The 19,679-nt window shown below is 36.3% G+C and carries 26 protein-coding genes; 5 read left to right on the forward strand and 21 right to left on the reverse strand.

Annotated elements, in window-relative coordinates; translation table 11 throughout:
- Window positions 1-9 precede the first annotated feature (9 nt).
- From GM920_RS07830 to GM920_RS07840, 3 genes are read right to left on the reverse strand one after another with little or no spacing between them, the layout of a single operon-like run.
- A complete protein-coding gene (locus tag GM920_RS07830) occupies window positions 10-1,314 on the reverse strand; it encodes a PBSX family phage terminase large subunit (protein ID WP_182955182.1) in 1,305 nt (434 codons plus the stop codon).
- Between the two features lie 3 nt (window positions 1,315-1,317).
- The gene (locus GM920_RS07835; protein WP_182955185.1) at window positions 1,318-1,917 is read right to left on the reverse strand and encodes a hypothetical protein; all 600 of its coding nucleotides are present in this window, start codon (window positions 1,915-1,917) and stop codon (window positions 1,318-1,320) included.
- 3 nt (window positions 1,918-1,920) lie between these two features.
- Entirely contained in the window at window positions 1,921-2,619 is a 699-nt protein-coding gene (locus GM920_RS07840) for a hypothetical protein (RefSeq protein ID WP_182955188.1), read from the reverse strand.
- 527 nt (window positions 2,620-3,146) lie between these two features.
- On the opposite strand from GM920_RS07840, the gene GM920_RS07845 reads away from it, so the two are divergent.
- Window positions 3,147-4,010: a hypothetical protein gene (locus tag GM920_RS07845; RefSeq protein WP_182955190.1), complete on the forward strand. Its 864-nt coding sequence runs from the start codon at window positions 3,147-3,149 to the stop codon at window positions 4,008-4,010.
- Between the two features lie 112 nt (window positions 4,011-4,122).
- Here the strand turns inward: GM920_RS07845 and GM920_RS07850 are convergent, their stop codons facing one another.
- The 3 genes from GM920_RS07850 to GM920_RS07860 are packed head-to-tail and all read right to left on the reverse strand — an operon-like array spanning window position 4,123 to window position 5,980.
- Window positions 4,123-4,698 (reverse strand): hypothetical protein, encoded by a 576-nt coding sequence (locus GM920_RS07850; RefSeq protein WP_182955193.1) that lies wholly within the window; start codon window positions 4,696-4,698, stop codon window positions 4,123-4,125.
- Window positions 4,677-5,315: a hypothetical protein gene (locus GM920_RS07855; RefSeq protein ID WP_182955195.1), complete on the reverse strand. Its 639-nt coding sequence runs from the start codon at window positions 5,313-5,315 to the stop codon at window positions 4,677-4,679. Before GM920_RS07855 ends, GM920_RS07850 begins: the two co-directional genes overlap by 22 nt.
- A gap of 2 nt (window positions 5,316-5,317) precedes the next feature.
- Window positions 5,318-5,980 (reverse strand): hypothetical protein, encoded by a 663-nt coding sequence (locus GM920_RS07860; RefSeq protein ID WP_182955198.1) that lies wholly within the window; start codon window positions 5,978-5,980, stop codon window positions 5,318-5,320.
- 426 nt (window positions 5,981-6,406) lie between these two features.
- Here GM920_RS07860 and GM920_RS07865 point away from each other — a divergent pair, with 426 nt between their 5' ends.
- Entirely contained in the window at window positions 6,407-6,607 is a 201-nt protein-coding gene (locus tag GM920_RS07865) for a hypothetical protein (protein WP_182955200.1), read from the forward strand.
- 185 nt (window positions 6,608-6,792) lie between these two features.
- Here GM920_RS07865 and GM920_RS07870 read toward each other — a convergent pair whose 3' ends face one another.
- The 14 genes from GM920_RS07870 to GM920_RS07930 form a co-directional block, all read right to left on the reverse strand.
- Complete coding sequence (locus GM920_RS07870; protein ID WP_182955202.1) at window positions 6,793-7,065, reverse strand: hypothetical protein; 273 nt, start codon at window positions 7,063-7,065, stop codon at window positions 6,793-6,795.
- A 237-nt stretch (window positions 7,066-7,302) separates the two neighbouring features.
- The gene (locus GM920_RS07875; protein ID WP_182955204.1) at window positions 7,303-7,743 is read right to left on the reverse strand and encodes a hypothetical protein; all 441 of its coding nucleotides are present in this window, start codon (window positions 7,741-7,743) and stop codon (window positions 7,303-7,305) included.
- 10 nt (window positions 7,744-7,753) lie between these two features.
- Entirely contained in the window at window positions 7,754-8,605 is an 852-nt protein-coding gene (locus tag GM920_RS07880) for a hypothetical protein (protein ID WP_182955206.1), read from the reverse strand.
- Window positions 8,606-8,607: 2 nt separating this feature from the next.
- Window positions 8,608-9,477 (reverse strand): DUF7833 domain-containing protein, encoded by an 870-nt coding sequence (locus GM920_RS07885; RefSeq protein ID WP_182955209.1) that lies wholly within the window; start codon window positions 9,475-9,477, stop codon window positions 8,608-8,610.
- Window positions 9,478-9,812: 335 nt separating this feature from the next.
- On the reverse strand, window positions 9,813-10,949 hold the full coding sequence (locus GM920_RS07890) for a phosphoadenosine phosphosulfate reductase domain-containing protein (protein ID WP_182955212.1): 1,137 nt from the start codon (window positions 10,947-10,949) through the stop codon (window positions 9,813-9,815).
- 99 nt (window positions 10,950-11,048) lie between these two features.
- Window positions 11,049-11,384, reverse strand: coding sequence for a hypothetical protein (locus GM920_RS07895; protein WP_182955215.1), 336 nt, complete (start codon window positions 11,382-11,384; stop codon window positions 11,049-11,051).
- A 4-nt stretch (window positions 11,385-11,388) separates the two neighbouring features.
- Complete coding sequence (locus GM920_RS07900; protein ID WP_182955217.1) at window positions 11,389-12,141, reverse strand: 3'-5' exonuclease; 753 nt, start codon at window positions 12,139-12,141, stop codon at window positions 11,389-11,391.
- A gap of 11 nt (window positions 12,142-12,152) precedes the next feature.
- A complete protein-coding gene (locus tag GM920_RS07905; protein WP_182955219.1) occupies window positions 12,153-12,887 on the reverse strand; it encodes an MBL fold metallo-hydrolase in 735 nt (244 codons plus the stop codon).
- Window positions 12,887-13,753, reverse strand: a complete 867-nt coding sequence (locus tag GM920_RS07910) for a recombinase RecT (protein WP_182955221.1) — start codon at window positions 13,751-13,753, stop codon at window positions 12,887-12,889. Before GM920_RS07910 ends, GM920_RS07905 begins: the two co-directional genes overlap by 1 nt.
- Before the next feature lie 29 nt (window positions 13,754-13,782).
- A complete protein-coding gene (locus GM920_RS07915; RefSeq protein WP_182955223.1) occupies window positions 13,783-15,744 on the reverse strand; it encodes an AAA family ATPase in 1,962 nt (653 codons plus the stop codon).
- A gap of 132 nt (window positions 15,745-15,876) precedes the next feature.
- Window positions 15,877-16,092 (reverse strand): hypothetical protein, encoded by a 216-nt coding sequence (locus GM920_RS23700; protein ID WP_235964467.1) that lies wholly within the window; start codon window positions 16,090-16,092, stop codon window positions 15,877-15,879.
- A gap of 88 nt (window positions 16,093-16,180) precedes the next feature.
- Window positions 16,181-16,486 (reverse strand): helix-turn-helix domain-containing protein, encoded by a 306-nt coding sequence (locus GM920_RS07920; RefSeq protein ID WP_182955224.1) that lies wholly within the window; start codon window positions 16,484-16,486, stop codon window positions 16,181-16,183.
- On the reverse strand, window positions 16,486-16,716 hold the full coding sequence (locus tag GM920_RS07925; protein ID WP_182955226.1) for a hypothetical protein: 231 nt from the start codon (window positions 16,714-16,716) through the stop codon (window positions 16,486-16,488). The genes GM920_RS07920 and GM920_RS07925 overlap by 1 nt, the downstream gene beginning before the upstream one ends.
- Window positions 16,716-17,306 (reverse strand): response regulator transcription factor, encoded by a 591-nt coding sequence (locus GM920_RS07930; RefSeq protein WP_182955228.1) that lies wholly within the window; start codon window positions 17,304-17,306, stop codon window positions 16,716-16,718. The genes GM920_RS07925 and GM920_RS07930 overlap by 1 nt, the downstream gene beginning before the upstream one ends.
- 122 nt (window positions 17,307-17,428) lie before the next feature.
- On the opposite strand from GM920_RS07930, the gene GM920_RS07935 reads away from it, so the two are divergent.
- The 3 genes from GM920_RS07935 to GM920_RS07945 are packed head-to-tail and all read left to right on the forward strand — an operon-like array spanning window position 17,429 to window position 19,112.
- Window positions 17,429-18,163 carry a LexA family transcriptional regulator gene (locus tag GM920_RS07935; protein ID WP_182955231.1) on the forward strand — a complete coding sequence of 245 codons (735 nt, stop codon included), beginning with the start codon at window positions 17,429-17,431 and terminating at the stop codon, window positions 18,161-18,163.
- A gap of 12 nt (window positions 18,164-18,175) precedes the next feature.
- Entirely contained in the window at window positions 18,176-18,757 is a 582-nt protein-coding gene (locus GM920_RS07940; RefSeq protein WP_182955233.1) for a DUF4468 domain-containing protein, read from the forward strand.
- A 16-nt stretch (window positions 18,758-18,773) separates the two neighbouring features.
- Entirely contained in the window at window positions 18,774-19,112 is a 339-nt protein-coding gene (locus GM920_RS07945) for a helix-turn-helix domain-containing protein (RefSeq protein ID WP_182955236.1), read from the forward strand.
- A gap of 241 nt (window positions 19,113-19,353) precedes the next feature.
- Here GM920_RS07945 and GM920_RS07950 read toward each other — a convergent pair.
- Window positions 19,354-19,679 (reverse strand): transposase (locus GM920_RS07950; RefSeq protein ID WP_182955239.1); only part of this gene is annotated, 326 nt, incomplete at its 5' end.

Raw genomic sequence — 19,679 nt, forward strand, 5'->3', positions numbered from 1 at the left:
TGTTATCTTTTATCCAAATACGCTCAGCACACTTGTATCACTATCTTGTCCTTCGGTTAACTTTCGGAATGCATAACGGGCTGCATCAATCGTGTGATTCCATTTATCGATTGGGATACCTGCCTTTTTATCGTTCCATTTATATTTTCTCAACTCCTTTTTTATGTTAACACTTCTTTCAGTTACGATGATCTTGTAATCATTCATTGCCGTAAGCCCAGCTTTAACGCTACCAGGCCCTTTCTCGCATTCAATGATATTAAGGCCAAGCTTGCGTAAGTCTTCGATCAGCCGGTCTTCTGCACTATCCCCGACAATCAAGTCATCCTCAAACCGAATCCTGCTTTTATTAATCTCGTACAGGTCATTAAGGCCTAACTGCTTTGTATCACAATATTCCTCATCCAAGTAGATGATCATTCGTTTACGATCAACCGCCACGTTGATCAGTGTATCCGGATCCACTGAGAAACCATAATCTTGACCGTATGCATGTGGTAGATCATGATTGAATTCTCCCTCTTCCCAGTTAGGTAGAATCACACCTTCAGCGATATCGGACCAGCGTCCAATAATCTTCAAGGCATATTTGGTCATTTGGAATGCTGCCTTGTTGAATATACCGTTAATGGTGGCCTTAGCAATTGACTCCTCTTTTATCCTGGCAATCTCATTTAAGAACTGCTCCCCAAGATTTCCCTTGTTATCATTGAAGGTAGTATGGATGTGTAGCACATCAGGGTGCGTACTTATTTGTACCATGACCCCATCGTAATCAACCAACTTATGAGTGTTTTCAATGTATTTTTTATATACAAAGTGTTCACCGTCGCTGGGGTTCATTATCAGGATACATCGATTCTGAATACCTGGTTGTCTGATAGAAAGCCTAAGTGTATCATAGTCTTCTTCCTCCTGCCATTCCTCCATCTCGTCTCCAACAAAGGTTGTTATGCCATGTATTGACTTTAAGTTTGCTGTTTGATTACCGGACGAGGTTTTAATACCCCTAAACAGTATTTTACTTCCAGAAAACTTATTAAGGATATCTTGCTTTGTAGACTTAAACTTGCTTTTAAAGCCATCTAACTGAATCTTCTGCTCGAACTCTGGTATTACTGAGATACTAGCTGCTGCCATCGTATAACGGCTAAAAAGGATATTGTGCCCTTTCTCGAATGTTAACCTTTCAATGAACGTTGTGCCGTTAAAGGACTTTGCCGACCCCCTTCCTCCGGTTATAAGAATTATAAATTTCGTTTTGTCTTTATATAACTTCTTGTAAGGCTTCTGAACCTTGATTTTACCACCCATATCCTAGTCATCATCCTCATCGTTATTATCTTCAAGCCATTTATCAATTGAGACACTGCCAGTGAGATTTATATCAATAGGGCCTACGGAATATAATCCAAGTAGCTTCCTACGCTCCATCCTGAGCTTATTAATAAGATCTTGGTAACGCGGATCTCCGAAGTTGATCTCATCCTTTTCTGTCTGCTCAATGGACCGTGGAATGATTTTACTTTTCCCCTCTGACTCTTTCATCTCACCACCAGGAGTGATCACGCTTACGCCCTTTTCTTTGATGGCAATTCCGGATTGCTTCTTTGATTTTAGCTTATGGTCAGTCTTAGATCTCTCCCAGGCATTCCAAAGTTCTTTAAGCTGATCATCAATTGCAGCAAGCTCCAATTGGATAGCCATATCAACATCATCAATACGGGTCTTCCTCCACTCTTTTAAAAGCGATTCAACATCCTTGTGAACTGTTTGAAGGGAATAAGTTTCCTTGCCTTCCCTGGTCATCACCTCATCCCTGATCTCACGAAAGGAGTAACCTTTTTTATAAAGTTCTCCTACAATAACCAATCTGGCTTCTTTCGCTTGTTTCGCTGATCTGTGTGGTGCTGGCATCGACTACGCTTTAATTCTTGCCCCAGGATACGACTTCAATAATTCCTCAACCTCCAACTTAACGGAATCATACATCTGCAGGTCATCAAATTCAATTTTTAATTCTGGAACCGGTACTATACCAGACAAATCAATCGGTTCGCTCGGTGTGCTCTCCTTCTCGAAATCTTCTTGCTCATCATCAATGGCAGTTCCGAAATCGATAGAGATCATACCAAAGTCTTCCAGTTCAATTTGATCCCAATCTTCTTTTAGCATGTCGAATGAGTCTTGTCCAAAAACAACATTATCCTTAATAGCAATTGCACGAAGCTTTGCAGCAGACGTATTTTCAGGTAAAATCTTACAAGGAATAGATTTGGATTTACGTAATACATTGATACTGGCAAGCCATGACTTAAAATCAAACTCCTTATCAACTTTCTTTTCCTTGATAAGCTCGCTGTATTCAACTTCATCCATATTTGCAACCTCAATCGTTGCTCTTAACCGCATGTTCCCTGCAATAGCCACATAAGCCGCAGCATAAGGAAATACAATACACTCACGTAAGTCAAGCATCTCCGGATCATCCTTAATAGACTTTACAAGCTTCTCATAACGTTCATCACGAATAAACCTGGGGTTTTTAGGAAGCCCTGATATCTGCCCATTATTAGGCCATATCTCGATAGTAGGAATCAATCTAGTTTCTACCTTCATGATACAGAGGTGTTACATAAATAATTTTCAGTGATTATTGCTACATCATTCTTGAAGGCTTTAATCTTCATGTAAGCACGAGCCTGGCTGATATAGTAGGAAGTGAGCTGGCCAGTATGGCTGAGACAATCTGCAAGAGAGGCACGAATACCACTCCGGAGTTTGTACTCAATGATCAGCGCATCAGGATTGAAGAGCCTGAGAACTGAGGCAATGAATAATAATTTGTGACTATAGTCGTCATGGGGTTTATAGGTAAGGCAGAACTTATCGTATACCTCTTTGATCATAATCAAGTCAGTCATCACTGGCGTAATGTCCTTTTTTATTGACTCAATAAGTTCAGGGTGTGTTATTGATAATACTTTTACAATCCTCGCTTCATCCATTCTATGCAGTCCTTAGGCTCTGCACAAACTTAAATATATTACTTTATATTACCAAAAGGTAATATTAATTTTTCAATGACTTAAGCCATAGTAAATGAAAAATCTACGATAGAGTATTTTTATTTGATATATTCGTAAATGAACCTTAACAATCTCCATAAAAAATTCCTACAAAAACTTATTAATAAGACTTTTCTAATTAAACTGATTGCCATTTTAGCAATTATTGTTTTATCAATGATGATATATAGGACATATTCAGATCCGAAATTTTATGAAAAAATAACGAAAGAGCCCCAATTATTGACTATGATAGCTTTTGTTACTATTACAAGCCTAGTAATTCTTATCATACCAAACTTTCTTGGCAGAAATTTTACAGATAATAATAGCACTAGTATTTACATTGGCGACTTAGAGAATCTCTCTGAAATGAACGCTCTAAACGAAATTAAACTTAAAGAAACGCCACCTACTCCATACACACTACTTATCAGCACGTTAGAGCCATTAGAGTTCAATATTCAGCAACATATTGGGAAATTACAACGTAACTCCATAGTGAATTTAATGATAGGAATTATTAGCACTTTCATTTCCATCACAGTACTTGCTTTTAAATTGATAAATGTAGGATCATATGCAAGTATGGAGGATTTCCTTCTTGATTTTTTACCTAAATTATCGTTTGTAATTTTCATCCAATTATTCGCATTTTTCTTCTTAAGATTGTACAAGGGGAATTTAGAAGACACTAAATATTTCCAAAATGAATTAACTAACATAATGGCAAAAACTGTTGCATTAAGAATCGCTTATCAACAAGAAGACAAACCATTAATTAATAAACTGGTAAGAGATCTATCCAAGGTTGAGAGAAACTTTAAACTTTCAGCAGGAGAATCCCTTTTAAATATTGAAAAGTCCAAAATTGAAAAAGAGTTTGATATTGAGATTTTGAATACATTTAAAGATTTAATCAAATCCCAGAAAAAAGATTAATCCATTCACAGTTCCTAGGCTTTGCATAAACTTAAATAATTATCTTTTTTTACTAAAAAGCAATTATTTAGATGCAAAAAAAAAAACGCACTAATGCACATCAATATTTAATTTATTGTTCTGAAAAATTCCAATCTTTATGAAATGGAATATCGTTAGCTCTTTTTCTCAAATCTTCAATTTCATCTTTTATAGAATCTTTGTTAAATTCACATTTAGCCTCATCATATTTTTCTTTACAATAGTCTACCATTAGAGTTCTGAATTTCAGATCATTCTCTATACAATAAACTGCAGAATGAGCCCTATTATTTGGAAACCCTATTGGTGAAGGAATATTTGCTTCATCATAAACAGGATCATGAGTGACAATTTTAACTTGAGGAAGTCCCCTCAAAAACTGAACTGGGTATTTAAAAATATGAAACTCAGCTATATTTAGCCAATCCAATTTCTTACTTAAACTAATACCAATTAACTTAAAGTTTTTATCTAGATCGATATGTTTTTGCCAGTTGAAAGACAGGTAAATTTCATCAGGACGAAGTCCAAAATGACTTTCATTTGGCGATCTACGAGGTTTACCTGAAGTTTGGATTACATGAACTTGCCTATATAGTGTACAATCATCTGTAATCTCTTCGACTTCCCAAGGACCTCTCTTATTTACACCAATACTTTCATCCATACTGCTAAAAATTCATCAAAATTACTCATATCGATAGATCCTTCTTTTTCGATCTTAACTAATTCACTATTCTCATTTAAAGACTTTTGATAGCCATAAAATCTTCCTGAAATAATGCCATTATTTATTTTCATATTTATCAACAATCTAGCCTTATCAGTCATCCAAGAAAGATCTAAACTACCATTTGGACAAAGATTAATTTCAGGACTTTGAATTACAATATTGTAGGACTTTAAAAGATGTTCAGAGTATAGCACTATAAAATCAATTGTAGAAAAATACAATTTTTTATCTAAAGAAAGTCCACCATTACAGTCCCAATCTTCCTCCAACAAAATCAAATTCTCAGAAAACTTTATTTCTTCAATTAGATCTTCAAGCTGTTTTGAAACAGAAAACAGTTTATCTCCAACAACAAATTGAATTACCTCACTATTATGATTTTTTTTTGATTTTTCTTGAACTACACTAGTTTTACATGGGATTTTAAATCCTATATCCCAGCCTTTATGATTTAAATAAGGATTAAAGCTATCGTAATATGTTTTATGAGTTTTACTTGGCAAAGTTTCCATTTGCCTATAACTTTGAATTTCTGAACCTGTTGTTTTCATAATTATTCAGTTATATCAATAAAATTTATCACATCCTTGTGTTTAAGTTTATATGACTCTTCCTGGATAAGAATATCCTCAATTTGATCTTTAAGTTTTACTAAATCATCATGATCTAAAGTAAAGCTTTCATCTCGTATATCATTATCACCTTGAACTGACAAATTCAAATTAAAAAAGATTAAACCATTTCTACTTGTAGAAGATGAATTATTATCAAAAAGTAACCTAACATCAGTTTTAATTTTAGTCTTAACAATAACATTCTGTGAAGCGCTGATTAAATCATATGCCTCAAAAGTTAGTTTAATATTCGATGAGTTCAAAAAGACAATAGCAATTCTATCTTCAAGATCATCTAGTTCATGTTCATTTAATTCTAATTCACTTGTTTCACTAAACGAGCTAACTATGTCTTTGGCAGTATCACGTGAATCAAAGTTATCTTTCACTAATAACCCCCCAAAACTAAAAATAGCTTCAGCGATATTTTCTGATTCATCAACCTTTAATTCCTTAACAATTGTATCAATAAATAATTTATGTCCTACCCCTTTGGGTAATTTCTGAATCGTACTACATAACAAATCGAAGTCGTGACTGCTAAGTAATCGTAGTTGCTCAATACCTTCAAGGTATTGTTTTGGAATTCTAATTTTCGCCATTTTGTTAAACCAAAAATAGTCAGAGCTATTAAAGCTGTTTTTTTTAAAGGAGCGCAAAAGTAGGGAAATTTATTAGTTTAATATAGGGCTAATAAAAAAATACATCGTCCGATGCATTGTCCTTCGGCATTCCACTGAATTTAAATTGTTGTCTCGCTAAATATATGCAATGATTTGACAAAACATATTTATTTCACATATTTTAACAAATGAAAGATAAATATGTTTAAAGTTAATCAATTTATTACTAGTGAAAGATGACAACTTTGACCAAGTTCAAATTTATCAAATATTATTAAAAAATCAGCAATGGAAAAGCACTATTTTTCATAATACTGCAGCCGAAACAAAACACAAGCCGCTGAATTTAAACACATTAAAACCTTACTACTTCTAAATGGTTATACTATTCTAATCTTAAACATCATGAAAAATCCATTAGAGCTGGTTGACAGTCCATCAACCGAAAACAATTTGGAGCCATCAAAATTAGCAACCTCGTCTGAAGAATTGGACATGATTTGTTGTAAATGGGTCGAAGCCGGTGTTACTCATATTGAGCGCCAACCTAGATCCAACTGCCTTGAATGGGGAGGGGAAGTAATAGACGACGGTAAATGTCAGTAACTCTTTTTATGGGACAGGGCTTTTAACTGTCCCATATTTTTTGTCTTAAAGCAATAACCAAGTCCAAGTAAGGTATAGAGAACATTTATGATTTACTTTTAAGTTCGTGAAATAACGACTCAGCCTTAGTCCAACTAAAAAAAACACTAGTTAGTGAGGTTCTTATAGAAATCGTGATAATGTGTTTAAACAAAATTTGCAACAAACGGCTCTTCAAATGTTTTTATATTAAACCGTTTTGATTCACCCGGTGATAGATGACCAGTTTCAGCAGCGCCCCAATTCTTAATCGTTACATCAATATTTTTGTCTGAAGTTAAATTTGAAAAAACATTGCCATTGTCCCATTGATAACCAACTGAACCGCATGCTGTACCAGTACAGGCGGGGCGCGAAACTGAAGTCCCTTCAATATAGGTTACATTGGATTCTTCGTTTTGTGTTACTTTTGATTCCATAATAGTAAATTTAAAGGTTGAACATTTATTTACATCCAATTTACCTAATTATTTTAACAATTCATTATCAATACTATTTATCAAAAAAAACACAGATTTAAAGCAGCTGGTTACTTGTTGAGTATAAATCCCATAAACTGAATTATCCGACCCACAGGACATTTAATAAAGGTCCACTAATTAGAATGTCTTTTCATTTAAAATCGGCAATAAACAGTCATTCCATCAGATGGTTTATTACAACCCATACACCAACATCCCAGCATCACGGCCATGGTTTGATGTCCTTGTATCCCACCTGGTAATCTGCTTAAACTTTACTGAATCAACCTTAGTTCTGATTGATTGCGGAGCCACCATCTGGTATGAGATACCTTCACTGATTAAGAACTCTTCCCATTGCTTACACTGGATCTTTATTGCCCCAGCGCCTTGGACCTTGACTTGTGAATTCGCCCCATATCGTTTCCTTTTGCGAGCATCCTCCACCCTGACAAAAATCTTCTGATCATTATCCCTGGCAAACTGATTGTTCTCCTGGACCAGCTTAAACGCTTCATGAATCATGAGTGTCTTTACAAGGGTCAACTTCTTGCTTAGCCTGCAGTACACTGCCAGTCCAGTCTTTGTCCCTGGATCAATCCCGATCACATATAGCAGCTTTTTGTTTGTCTCCATGTTGTTTGAATTAGAACTCTTCATTGACTGCCTGGTCTATTGTTTTGACTTGCTTCTTTAGGCCCTCAAACCATTCAATTAATCCAAGCGCCATGGCTCGGGAAATCACCTGCGGATCGTCAGTTGCCTTCTCAATCAGCTCATCATAGGCGATTGACATCTTCCTTCGTTCATCCAGGGTAGTAGCATTCACGGGATCTCTTTCCTTGGCAATCTGTTCAAGTGCTTTGGTCTTAAGTTTATCCCGGGTACCTTCATCAAACCTGATTAGCTTTGATCTCCAAAGTATTTTAAAGCAGAAGGCAGCTTCAATTGGCTGAATAACGATACCTGATTGAAAATTTGAATAAAGAACTTTTAACCTCATCACGAAGCTATCCCATTGCTCCTGTGGAGTTGGCTCTGCCTTTGGCTGAACATCATTCTCTTCAAGTTGGAGCTGAATAAGTTTTGCATCTTTCCTGTTCTCGCTTGCCATATAAGCACGAATCCAGCTAGTAACAGTTGCTGGAGCAATTCCGAAAAACTCCTCTTTAAATTGCCTATCGGATCCTCTTTTAATCGCAACTGAAACTTCATCAATTGAAACTGATTGATATAACTTCTCACTGCCAAGGAATTCTGTTAAGTAAATCTGCAGCTTCAAAAATTCTACAGTTTCCGGCGCTTTGTATCCCAGATGATAGTAGGCTTTGCTTAAAGCGTCCTTCAAATGCTTTCCAATTCTTGAAGGTGCCAAAAAGCAAATCTTTGGACTTTTGAATGCTTCAATGAGTTCCTGACAAGCTAACGATGGAGATGATACAATTTCCCCAGTGACTGAAACAGACTGAACATATCCATTTAATTGTATTTTATTCATGACTACTTACTTTGATTAATTCTTTCCATTTGTTCTACCATATCCCAATAGTCTGTACTAGCAGCGTTTAAATCCATGACTGCTTCTGCTTTCCCTTTTTCATTTTTACCGGAACTTTTTTCTTTTTCTAATCCGATGTTTATCCAATTGTAGCAATGCTGCCTGGTGTCATTCAAATCTCTTTTATCTTGACCTGATGCTTTCATGGTGTCAAAAAACTCAAGCACCCATTTTTTTGCATTTTTAACGTTTCCCAACTTTAATTTTCTAGTCATGTGTTCCAACCAAACTGAGCTTTGATTAAGGCAGATAAATTCGACGTCATCCATGGAAGAATAAACCGAAGAAGATCCAATTGGAATAAGATTTTTTTGTGTGAAAATTTCCTCTTCTTCCTCCTCTCTCTTCTCTCCTTCTATATTCGGAATCCTTTCCTCTATAAGTTTACTTATGTAGTCGTCATCTGGTGACACCTTTTTTTGGATTAAGGTATCATTTGGTGATAGCTTTTGTGACACCTTTTTATTACTAAAGGTGTCATCTATGACCACCTTTCCGTCAACTAAAAGGTGTCTGTTGCTGATACCTTTAATCGTATTATTGATCACATATACTGTATTGACTTTTCGACCATCTCCGGAATTAAAATCTATAAGACCCTTTGTTTTAAGAACCACCCTAGCCTTTTTCATGGCATTTACACTCATCCCCGCATCCGAAGTGAAATGATCATTACTGAAGTTAAAAGGGTTCTTCCTATGCAGATCATTCCACTTGTAAAGTAATGCGAAATAAACAGCCTTCTCATTCGGTGTGAATGAAAATTCTTTATTTATTTTCCAGAAGTGATTGAGTAAGTCTATATAGTTCATAAAAGGGGGTGATCAAACTTAAAAATATTACACTGAATTACCAAAAAGTAACATCAAATAGTGTAAAAATTGGGATCTATTTCTCTTAGATCATTTGGATTACATAGGAACACTATACCATTGCGATCGCGTACTTTTGCGTTATATGATGGTGTAGATAGGTTTATGATCGTAACCTCCTCTGTGAGGGCTCTAATCGTATCCTGTAACCTTTCTTGGTATGATGCAGACTTAGAATTATTATTCATTGTGCTGACACCTGGTACCAGAGTAACTTTATCTCCTGCTTGCATAAATTATTGTTTTAATGTTGTAAATTTAATTACACTGATTCTCTAAATGACTGCCTCACAAATATTATAGACACTTACGCAGCCAGGAGCAGACACAAGGGCCTTCATCTGGTTTGGATTTTCTATGACATATTTAACTACATCCTTAATCGTTGGTACTTTTACCATTCTCAAAATAAATTCATCACCTGATTCATCCAAGTAAACAGCTATATGATCATTCTTAAAGTACATTTGATATAGCCTTTCTTCGGGATTGAGAACACTAGCGTCAAACATTGCTGATTGTCCTTTAATTGGCTTTTTGGATTTGGCAGAAAATAATTTAATTAGGTCTTCCCTATAAATCTTTACCTCAGCCGTTTTTGTACAGAACCTTGATGGAATATATCCATGAGGAAAAAATGTACTCCCAGACAACTGTTCTAACTGATCTATCTGATCTATTCTCTTGGGTGAATTTATAGCAATAAGCCTAACCTCACCAAGCTGGCACATAATACAAGGATAGCAACCGACTCTAGAACTTCCTGACCTATAAAGAGGATTAGCAGGAGAATTATGATTAAAACAAACATTAAACACCTCACTGTGCGTTAGTTTTAGTATTGGCCTTGAAACGATAACATCATACTTCTCCAAGTGAGCCAATACGTCAGCCTTCCTATAAGTATGAAATTTTGGTTTTCCATTTTTATCATAACCAAATGGTTCTAGATAAAATTTGAAATAATCATCAGTAGCCTTTAAGTTACGTCTTGCTGCGCTTTCCTCAGCTCTTACTCCCTGGATTAAAACCAAGTCTTCAAGCACGTTATCCAGTATATAATCAATAACTGGACGAACCTTTAAGTCTTCTGTGCAGAACCGTCTTCTAGTAGAAGGAAACCTACTTCTGTACATTACCATTTCAGCAAAAACACTCTGATGACCAAAAATTTCTATAATTCTAAGCCTTGTTTCTTCGGTAATTCTATCTTGAAAATATGATGACTTAATTTTAAGAAATGTCTTGCCTATTCGACTTTCAAGATACTCCATGTGCTTGTAAACCGCCTGATCGTCCCACTGTAGGTCACTAAATATTACCTCCCAATCATTAAATGGCAGATTATCGAAGGCCCACCACATGGCTGCTTCACTATCTTTTCCTGTTGATGATAATACGATATGTTTCATTGGTTGAATTTAGGCGGAGCGACTGACACCGATCAAAGCTTGTTACACTCCGCCTGGGTTAAAAATTGAACTATTAATATTGTAGAATTGATTGCAGTCTTATGGTGTTTTCTTAACCATCAAACACCCGTCTTCCATATATGTCTTGAACTGGTGTTTCTTACAGGCGCATTTTAGAACCTTACCAGCTAGCACTTGTACGTCGTCCTCATTTTCAGAAGAATCTTCCAAAAATATGAGTTGGCCACAGAAACAGTTGAAATGATCCCTAAAGGTGACTACTGTCTCAGTATCTGGATCTAACATCAAGCCTTCTTTTAAGGCTGCAGTATGTTTTTCAATATAATCAAGCGCCTGTATTTGTTCAAGGTTCCCAAACTCTACCGGCATCTCCTGCCCGTCTTTGTAAAATTTTCCGTTTTTGATCGTTACCATAACATTATTGATTAATGCCCAACAATTGCTCGCAGATCTTCATTGTATCTGAGGCAAAATCTTTCCCATACATCCAGGAGACATATCCTAAATCATACTTTGCTTTCTTGCCTTTGTTTCCTCCAAAATTGAAAATGATGTCACCTTCATTGTCTGTGGTGAATTTACCAGACAGATCAAGAATGGTTCTTCCGTAATTACAGAAGGAAGAAAGTTCCTGAATATCTGAGGGCAGATCAGGATAGCGATCCATTTGGTTAATAAATACCTCTACAGTTGCCAGAATATCTGCCTCAGCACTATGTGCATTCTCCAGTACGGTACCGCAATAAAACTTATACGCTGCAGTAAGTGTCCTCTCTTCTTTCCTTTTGAAGATATTACCCGCATCAACCATACTAAAGGCATGATAATTCCAGAACCGACCTGTTTTAAGGAATTCAAAAAACAACATGGGAATATCGTAGCTGTTACTGTTAAAGCCTCCAAAATCACACAGCAGTATAAAAGTCCAGATCTCTTCTGCAGCTTGCTCAAAAGTCGGGCAGTCGATTACATCTGCATCAAAAATGCCGTGGATTGCAGATGATTCTGCGGGGATCGGCATACCTGGATTAATTAGCCAGGTTTTCACCTCCCTACTGTAATCAGGGTGTATCTTACAAATTGCAAGCTCTATAATTTTATCGTTTTGCTTGTCTAAACCGGTCGCTTCTATGTCAAAGAAGGCCAGTGGCCTGGTTAATTTTAATCTCATGATATTGTGCTTTAAAATGGGGTTTTAGTAAAATTTATTTCCAATCCTTTGGAAGCAACATTAACTGTTTTGGCAGTCTGTTCTTTAACCTCATGCTGAAACCGCTCAGCATGGCTATTACTATCACTAAGGTGGATCAACAGGATATTATTTACTGAAGTAAGGTCATTTGCTTTTAAAAACTCTTTACAGGTGGATAGGCTCATGTGGGATTTTAATACTCGATTTCTGAGAAATTCAGGAGTAGCCCCCGCAGCTAACTTTGCGTCTAAAATGGTCTGGCAATAATTAGCTTCAATGATTACATTATGAAGTCCAGGGAAGCTATACTCGCAGTAATAAGTATCCGTGATGAATACGAATCTGCCAGTATCTTTATGCTCGACCATAAATCCCAAACAAGGAACATCATGCTGTAATGGAAATGCCATCACCTTAAAATTGCCTACCATAAACGACTGCATTGGGATTACTTCTTTAATCCTGTGACTTTTAAAACCGAAGGTATTCGCTGTTTCCAATAAGCAAAACACGTTAATTCCTGCATTCACCACTTCTCTAACTCCTTTGCAATGGTCCTGATGTGAGTGGGACACAAGGCATCCCACTACTTTTTTCAGGTTGAAATTCAAAGATTGCTTAATGTCCTTAAATCGGACTCCACATTCAATTAGGAGTGCTTCATCTTCATTATGCACGATATAAGAGTTACCTACAGATCCAGAGCTTACAACTTTCAGTTTCATTAAAATGGAGCTTTTGGTTGTTGACCTCCTACCGGTTCATCAAAAGCCTTATTTGGCTGCATTGCCGATTTTGTTTCTTCTACAGGAGGCAGAGGATTTGGGAAATCAATGGGAGTTTTATTTGCATTCGCAGCAATAGTTTCACTCACTGACTTGTCAAACACCTCAACATGATCTATGTCCTCAATATCATAAGCTTCTTCTTCAGTTTTCATCCCCATGGATATCTCTGGAGCGTATTCATTAACCCAAAAAGATGCAGCTCTGTACTTTAACATTTTTTCGGGCATTGTTACCCATTTGCTGCCATTCTTGGTATACCAACCCTCTTGTATGGCCATCAAAATAGACACTGTTGATCCAATTAATTCTTGACCAGTAGACCGCTCAATGCTGTAAGCAACCATTTCAATATTATCAATATTCGATGCATCAAACGGAGTTAGCAATTCTGTTTTAACTTTCATTGCTGTACCAGGAGCAAGTTTATCGATGTAAGATTTCATCTGTATCACACCTAACTTCCCTTTATTTACAGCTCGGTACTTTATAGCATCGAATCTGCCACAGGTATTAACTGTTGCGATTAGGAATTTACTAGACCAGGATGGCCTTCCATAAATAATAACCAGATTCTGCATTACCATGAGGGCATCCGCCCCCATTCTCTGAGCAAGCGATAAAGCTATCATGCAATTAGCGCTTGCTTTTGCTTCGCTAACCTTATCAGATGCTCTGTACATATCAGGCACTAGTTCTGAATTAGAAAACATCGTGCTTATTTTTTGCATTACATCGAATTGTTCTGGATCAAAGAAATTGAAACTTTGAGCAATACTTCTCTGTGTAGAAAGTTGTGTTGACATATTATTGATTTTTATGATTTGATTATTTACTATGCTACCCTTAGGGTTTTATCTTCCGGTGAAACGATAAGGTTAATTAACTGGGCGTTGATCTCCGGGATCATTGTAACAGATTCACGATTATCTAAGAAGATTGGAGCGGATAATCCATAATGCCTGCTAAGCGTGTTTATGATATCAATACCGGCCCAGATCTTCCCTGCAGTATTTAAATCCGAGAATGGCACGCCTTTATACATGGTCTCACAGGTTTCATCCTCTTCTCCATTGACCTGGATGTTGAACATTTTGAAAGTGACGTATTTAAACATCCCATTGATACGAGCTTCTGTAGTCTCAATACGGGCTCTAGTGAACTCATTAATGCTAAACTCAATATTTTCCAGGTCAGCAATTTGCTGAGAAAGATTGCTTTCTTCATTTTCCAATTCAGATACACGTTTTAAGGCGTTTTCACGTTGAATCTTAGTTGTTAAATGTGATTTCAGCCCGTCAACATCAATAGAAATTAAGCGTTTTTGCTCCTTAATTTCTGATAAATCAATTTCTGGTTTATCTTCAGGCTGTCCCTCCAATGCAGTTAATTGTCCTTCTATTTGAACGTATTCATGGTCCTTTGCTAGTTTAAAATCAATTGACACACCCCCAATTGGAACAGCATTTTTCTCGTCAAACTCTGACAGTTCAGATTTTGTTGCCTCTAATTCAGCTTTTAACTTTTCAAGTGAGCTCTTTAGAATAGCCACTAAATCATTTGTTGAGGTAACTTCCTTTGCATGATTATTAGCATTAGCTACAATTACATTCAACTCTCGTTCTTTGGCCGAATTGAAATTAGTTTCTAGCTGGGACTTTTTAGATTCAATATCCTCCGTTTCAAATTCTCTACGACAAGCAGGACATTCAAACTCACCTTCCTTAAACTTAATTTGTTCAGAATTCTTATTGGACCAATCAACTCTTAATTGTTGAGTTTTAACTTCTAAATCTTTAACCTTTGATTCGGAAGACTCAATTAACAATGTTTTGCTTTTAATATCTCGCTCAGCATCTTGGACCTTATTTGCAAGTTCAATTCGCTTATTTTTGATATCATTTGCAGCATTAGTAAGCTCAACCTGAACACGATGCCGAATTGAATTCAACTTGGTCTTAAGGTTATGAATAGTAGTTTGTTTTACCTGGATAGCTTCAAACTTGGTATTGTATGCCTTTGTCGTATCCGTCATAGAGGCATCTAAAAGTGCTATCTCTGCATTTTTAACACTTATCTCTACCTCAATAGCATCATACTCCTGAACCTCTGGAAGCGACCGATTAAGCTCATCAATTCGATGAGGAATGGCAGTTAAATCGTCTTTCAACTTTTTCTTCTTAACTGCGATCTCATTTTTATACCCTTTAAGAGTTTTATTACTTAATGACTCAAGAAGCGTTATGAATTCCGGACGCGCCTGGGCAATCTCCTCATCAGAAACGTTGCCAGCCAATTCAAATAAGATGTTCCTACGCTCAGTCCATTTCAATGAATTAAAATGATTTGGGTTGGTAAGAAGTTTTAAGGCACCTTCAGCAATGATCTCATCAATCTTTGCTGCATACTCTTTAGCTTGCATTGGAACATCATTACAATAGAATAAATTCTCATTCCCAGAATAAACCTGATCTTTTTGTCCTTTAGGTTTTGTCCACTTTTCCCTAAAGACCCTTTTGAACACATCTGTATTCCTGCCGGTTGTAAGGTGTATCTCTACTTCGTGGTCACCCCTATTTAATGAGGTATCAACAGTATTCTTAATGTTGAAGTCTTTACGATCATGGCTATCCTTACCGTAAAGAACCCAAAACCATGCATCAGCAATTGTGGTTTTAAAGCCGCCATTTGCCGCGTATATATTCGTGATGTCTTTAAAATCAATGGTTAACTTTTTAACTCCTTTGAAGTTGGTAATGATCATTTTCGAAATGAACATATTCAATAAATCTTTCATTTTGCTTTAAATATTAAGGGGAATTATTTGATTGATTATTTTTTTAGGCCTTCTATGCCTATTTTTAATTTACCACACTCAATGAGCATGATATCTATTTTTTTTAGGAGTAGCTCAACTGTTGAACGAATCTCAATTTTGTCCTTTTCTGACATTTAGGAATAGTTTTAGGTACTTAATCATCTTTTCGGGTGGTACTGGATTACCGTGAACCTGGCTTTTAATATGACGGGTCCATTTGTTAAATCCTTCAGGAGAATTATTGTAATCCGTCGGGATAAATGTTGAAGAAATAGCCAGCACCTTTGGCAGGCATCCTTGTGCTTGTTTTGATGTTTGATTAATCATAACTTTGCGTTGCTTTAAAATGTTAAGGGGTTAACTCTTGATATTTAGCCTCGGACCTCGAATCCGGGGCTTTTTGCTTTTATAAAGTTTAGAGTTTCAATTTTCTTCCTCTTGGCTTTTGAGCCTGAAAATAATCCTCATCCATAAAGGCCTCTACATCCTTCCTTTTGAAGATTAATTTGCCACCCTTTAAGGTGAAGCCAATCTTATCTTTATTATCCTGGACCCATTTCTCACCAAATTTTGTGATGGCCATGACCTCCTGAGTCGTCAGGTAAGGCTCTTTTAGTTGCTTCAACTCTGCAACTGTATTCTGTACAGTGTTTTTCAAATCACCTATCGTCCAGATAAGTGATTCTAAAAGTTCTGTTTCTACTATGGATACTCCTTTCATTATTTATTCCTCCAAACTTTTAAATATTCCAATCCTTTAATCACCTCTTTAACTGTCTCGTATTCCCGATCCGGAAACTCGAATTTTATATCTTTACTGATAAGTGGTGCAACCTTCATTCGGTCTGCATACCAGAAATAAATAGGTACATTCACTTTATCCAACTTCCTCAGTGGCCCAATCCAGCTAAACTTCTCTTTTGGGGCCTCTATAACCTTAATCTTCGCCATTACCATATCCATTTGATCATTCCTTTTTTAGTTGCGAAAACCGCCAATTCTATTTTTGTTCTAAAGCCAGTCTTTCTTCTGATGTTCTGCCAATGGGTGAGTACTGTTGTACTTGAAATTTCAAGTTCCTGGGCGATAAGTTTATCTGGAAGCACCACCCTACGCACTATTTCAATTTCAGTTTTAGTGAGAACACCGTGCTTAACCTTCATCACGCAGCAAAGCTTCCCTTCACTTTTACACTTCCCTCTCCTGCCACAATCGAAAAACTCAGAATGGCCCATGTTGCCATCAACATCTATATCTGGGCTGGTATCAAGACCGCCATACTTGCAATACGTGTACTGCTTAGGGTAGTCGATTACCGGAAGGCTCTTCCAGTGTCTTTTAAGCGTTTTTATAGCCAATGGTGATTTATTCATATCATCTGTCACCTTTTGCCTAATCCATTCCGGAAACTCCCAGAAAGAGTTGTAAACCTTTCCCAAATTCAAACACTGTACATCCATCTCCCCTGGTTTAGCAAAAAATTCAACACCATTGTCGATCATGCCGGCGAAGTGTTCTCTTTGGTAATTTGCTGTTAGCATTTTCGTAGTAGTTATTTAGTATATGCCAGTTGTGGCTTTTATAGTATCTTTGTTGTGTTGTACAATACAAATGTAATCATACTAATTACATTGTTAGTAACATAGATACATAAATTATTCAAATGGCTGATTATCAGGGAGAAAAATTTAAAGAATTCCTAAAAACAAGAAATATATCTGTAATAAAAGCAGCAGAAATGCTGGGTGTGAGTAGAAATACAGTGTATCAATATTTTGGATCTTCCAGTTTAACAAGGGAAACTGTAATTAATATAATTACACACTTTAACACCACAGAGGAGGAAGTTTTCGGAATTATAAGTAAAAAGCCATATGAAAATGCTAGAATTATAGGCGAACTGCCCGAAGAAAACCCCGAAAATACCAGATTTATAGAAATAAGCCCAGGGAGATATAGAATGTCTGTCCCCTTGGTAGAATACCAAGCAAAAGCAGGATACTTAATGGAATATGCCGATCACACGTTTATTGAAGAACTTCCTAGACACGAAATTACAGTAAGCAAATACCATCGAGGTAAATACATCGCATTTGAGGTGGACGGAGATAGCATGGATGACGGAACTATAAACAGTATTCCGGATGGATGTATCATAACATGTAGAGAAATTAAAAGAGATTTATGGCAGAGCAAACTTCACACACACAAGTATCCTAACTGGGTATTTGTGCATCGATCAAAGGGTGTAGTTGTTAAGCAAATCAAAAGTCAAGATTTAGATACTGGTGTCATCTTGCTTCATTCTTTAAACCCTAATAAAGATTTATACCCAGATTATGAAATCCATTTGGATGATGTCCTTCAAATTTTTAACGTTGTTAAACGCGAATTCTAAATAAACCAAAAAATGAAAAAACAAATCTTAACACTCTTAACTTTTATCCTACTGCCATTCCTATCAATAGCTCAGAGCAATTCGACTGGGTTTACTTTAACACCTAATGGTTTCATCAGCTCCGCAGATAGTACAAAAAACTACATAGTGGTTGAATCACCAGGTAAAAGCCAACAAGATCTTTATAAAAAATCTTTGATATATCTTTCTGGCTTGTATGTTTCACCTAAAGAGGTATTGAGCACAATTGATAATGAAACTATCACAATTAATGCGGTAGCCAAAAATGCGATTAAAATGAAACACCTATGGTTAAACCCAAGTTGGGATGTTAATTATACAATTACATTTCAGTTTAAAGAAGGAAAACTAAAAATATCAGATCCTACAATAAATAGAATGTCAACAAATACAGGTGACATCTTCAGAACCGCAACTGTAAATCCAGGTGATGGGCAAAATAACAAAGAAATCTTCAACAGGAAGGGAATACTCAAACTGAAGGATGGTAAGGAAAATCTTGAAACAATGATAAATAAATATATTACTGATTACATTACTGGGATAAATTCCACCAAACAAGATAATTGGTAACCAATATTAGGAATATATGCATGATCTAAAAGAAATTGGAGCAAGATTAAGAGTCTTCTACAAACAACATGTAGGAAGTCAAGCTGATCTAGCCAGAGAAACTGATCAAAACGTTAAGACTATAAACCTCATGGTTAATGGCCACGTTATGGTGAACAACGAAACGATTACAGTTTTAGCGCAAAAATATAATCTTGATCCGGACTGGCTGCTTACTGGAAAAGGTGAAGTGTTAAACAACCAGAAACCAAATCCTAAATCAATAGCTAACCTACATGCTAAGGTTGCTAAGTTGGAGCTTGAATTGAAATCTGTAAAGGGTATTCTTGAGCAGGTTCTTGCTAAACTCAGTTAGGATAAGTTCAATAATTTGCAAAATATTTACACCATGCTTACACTAAAAAATATTTCGGATCATAACTTACTGATAACAAAATCAATATCAATAAGTATGTTAATCCTATTGGGTGTACAAGATTTATTTCTTAATTAAAGGCGACGTTGCTCCAGACGTCGTCTTTTTTTGTTTAAGGGGATTTTGCCCCGGAGATTTGAAAAATCAGGGATCAAGCGGAATTCTTGGGGGGGAATGAGATTTAAGCATAGATTTTAGAAAGCCTGAATAGGAAAAATTTAACATCCCTAACTCCCCTGGAAGTTGCCCTGAATGCTTTCACCTTAGCATTGAATGATTCCGCAGATGCGTTTGTAGATCTGTTAGTGAAAAAGTTTAGAATAGATAAGTAATGTACCTGTATAGATCTGGAGACAGTTCTGAATGCTTCTATTGCGGAATCTTCAACATCATTATACCATAATGCCAGCCGTTTAAATGCCTGTTCCTTACTTTTACATACTTTAAAGATTTCGCCTAGTCTTAGGGATAATTTATATGCCTTGTTTAACTCTGGATACCGCTCAA

The sequence above is a fragment of the Pedobacter gandavensis genome (genome assembly GCF_014172405.1).
In the GTDB taxonomy this organism is placed as follows: Bacteria; Bacteroidota; Bacteroidia; order Sphingobacteriales; family Sphingobacteriaceae; genus Pedobacter; species Pedobacter gandavensis.